Source organism: Micromonospora sp. ABR4_055 (genome assembly GCF_056160425.1).
In genome coordinates, this window is the sequence record NZ_JBSWXD010000291.1 from 1 (window position 1) to 2,612 (window position 2,612).

The 2,612-nt window shown below is 74.5% G+C and carries 3 protein-coding genes and 1 pseudogene; 3 read left to right on the forward strand and 1 reads right to left on the reverse strand.

Features of this window, described 5'->3' with window-relative positions:
• Position 1: 1 nt before the first annotated feature.
• The gene (locus ACXAHD_RS31850) at positions 2–1,006 is read left to right on the forward strand and encodes a Rossmann-fold NAD(P)-binding domain-containing protein (protein ID WP_475055120.1); all 1,005 of its coding nucleotides are present in this window, start codon (positions 2–4) and stop codon (positions 1,004–1,006) included.
• Between the two features lie 9 nt (positions 1,007–1,015).
• On the opposite strand, the gene ACXAHD_RS31855 is transcribed toward ACXAHD_RS31850, so the two are convergent.
• A complete protein-coding gene (locus tag ACXAHD_RS31855) occupies positions 1,016–1,660 on the reverse strand; it encodes a thymidine kinase (RefSeq protein ID WP_475055124.1) in 645 nt (214 codons plus the stop codon).
• A 185-nt stretch (positions 1,661–1,845) separates the two neighbouring features.
• Here ACXAHD_RS31855 and ACXAHD_RS31860 point away from each other — a divergent pair, with 185 nt between their 5' ends.
• Both ACXAHD_RS31860 and ACXAHD_RS31865 read left to right on the forward strand, forming a co-directional pair.
• Entirely contained in the window at positions 1,846–2,256 is a 411-nt protein-coding gene (locus tag ACXAHD_RS31860; protein ID WP_475055122.1) for a YunG family protein, read from the forward strand.
• Between the two features lie 57 nt (positions 2,257–2,313).
• Positions 2,314–2,612: pseudogene (locus ACXAHD_RS31865) on the forward strand (Hsp70 family protein); the annotation flags it as partial.

A 2,612-nucleotide genomic window follows, 5' to 3' on the forward strand; every position in this document is an offset into this window, starting at 1 on the left:
ACTGCTGGTGTGGGGCGGCACCGGGTTCGGCGGCTGGTGCGTCGTCGGGGATGCGCTGGCTCGAGGCGGTGAGGTCACCCTGTGGCACCGTGGCGACCGGCGGGCGCTGGCCGGCGCGCAGGTGCTCGTCGGCGACCGGACGGCCGCCGACGGTCTCGCCGCGCTGCGCACCGGTGACTGGGACCTGGCCGTCGACACCTGGGCCGGCGCGCCGTCGGTGGTCCGCGACGCGGCCCGGCTGCTACGCGACCGGGTCGGGCACTACACGTACGTGTCGAGCCGCTCGGTGTACGCGTACCCGCCGCCGGCCGGGCTCGACGAGACCGGGCCGCTGGTCGACGCCGACGCCGACGACGGCGGCGACGTCACCTACGCCCGCGCCAAACGCGGCGGTGAACTCGCCGCGGTCGCCGCCTTCGGTGACCGGACGCTGCTGGCCCGGGCCGGGCTGATCCTCGGCCCGTACGAGGACGTCGGTCGGCTGCCGTGGTGGCTGCACCGCGTCGCCCGGGGCGGCGACGTGCCCGCCCCCGGGCCGCCCGACCTGCCGCTGCAGTACGTCGACGCCCGGGACCTGGCGGCCTGGCTGCTCGACGCGGCCGCCGCCGGTGTCGGCGGGCCGGTCAACGTGGTCAGCCCGCGCGGCCACACCACGATGGGCGAGCTGCTGACCCACTGCGTCGACGTGACCGGGGCGTCCACCCGGCTACGCTGGGTCGACCCGGCGGTGGTGGCCGCCGCCGGTGTCGCGCCCTGGACGGAGCTGCCGATCTGGCTGCCCCCGGGTGAGCTGCACGACGCGCTGCACCACGGCGACGTGTCCCGGGCACTGGCCACCGGGCTGCGCTGCCGGCCGGCGGCCGAGACGGTGGCCGACACCTGGGCCTGGCTGGCCGGCGTGGACCATCGTCCGGCGCTGCGGACCGACCTGCCGCCGCTGGGGCTCGACACAGGTCAGGAGGCCGCGCTGCTCGCCGCCGCCGAACCGGATCCGTCCGCCAGTTGACGGGGTCGGCTAGCCGGGGCCGAGGTCACCGGTGCGGTGGTGCCGCCGGCACAGCACCTGGTACCGCACGTCGGAGTGGTCGACGGTGTCACCGATCACCACCTGCTCGCCGTGGCGGGCCACCACACCGTCGACGACACGGGCGTTGAGCAGGCCCTGCCGGCCGCACCAGCACAGCACCTCGACCTGGATGCGGCACACCTCGTCGGCGATCTCGAACAGCCGCTGCGCGGCCGGGAACAGCACCGACCGGAAGTCACTGGCCAGCCCGAACGCGAACACGTCGACGTCGTAGCCGTCGACCAGGTCGGCCATCTGCCCGACCTGGTCGACGGTGTAGAAACACGCCTCGTCGCAGATCAGATAGTCGACCCGGGAGCCGTCCGCCCACCGGCCGCGCACCAGCGCCACCAGGTCCAGGTCGTCGGTGACCTCGATCGCCGAGTGGGCCAGCCCGATCCGGGTGGTCACCTGCGGCCCCATCGACCGGTCGTTGCGGGTCAGCACCAGACCCCGGCGGCCCTGCCGGGCGTGGTTGTGGTCCATCTGCAGGGCCAGCGTCGACTTGCCGCAGTCCATCGGACCCCAGAAGAACTTCAACGCCGCCCCGTGCCGCAGCCGCCCGTCACCGGCGGCCAGGCAGGCGGTCGCCAACGCGGACTGGTCGCCGCCGCCCGGTCCGGCCGTCCTCGGCTGACTGTCGTCGGTCACGACCGGGCAGCTTACTAGCCGTTACCGCCGGCACCGGCGGCCCGGGTCGCGATGTCGGGTCAGGCGGCGTTGTCGGGTCGACCCGGGCCGGGCGGCGATGTCGGACCACTGTGGCAGGATCTGCCGCCATGTTCCCCCGCACCTGGACCCTGACCCACATCGAACGTGTCATCCGTACCGCCTGGTCCGCCGACACCTGCGATCCCGCCGACCTGGCCGACTGGCACACCGGCAACCCGGCCCGCGGCCAGTGCGGGGTCACCGCGCTGGTGCTGCACGACCTGCTCGGCGGTGAGCTGCTGGTCGGGGAGGTCAGCACCGGTGGGCGGCGGACCGGCCGGCACTGGTGGAACCGGCTCGGCGTGGTCGAGATCGACCTGACCCGCGACCAGTTCGGCCCGCACGAGCGGATCAGCAGCGGTACGGTCGTCGACCGGCCGGACGGTCCGCCGCGCCGCTGCCGCGAACAGTACGAGACGCTGCGTACCCGGGTGTTGAAGCAGCTCGGCGCCGACACGACGGTGGCGGCCGGCCGATAGCATCCCCGCCGGCGGCGTACGCACGCCGGCGCAATCCCGGGAGAGGACATCAGGACCGTGAACGGACCGGTACGGCTCGCCGTCGACCTGGGCACCACACACACCGTCGCGGTGGTCCGCCGTGGCGACGAGCCACCCCGGCCGCTGCTGTTCGACGGCACTCCGCTGCTGGCCTCCGGGGTCTGTATCGACGCCGCCGGTGGCGTCCACAGCGGACGTGACGCGCAGCGGTTGGCCGCCGGGGAGCCGCACCGGTTCGAGCCGCACCCGAAACGGCGCGTCGACGACGGCTCGGTGCTGCTGGGTGACCGGGAGCTGCCGGTCACCCAGCTGCTGGCGGTGACCCTGCGCCGGGT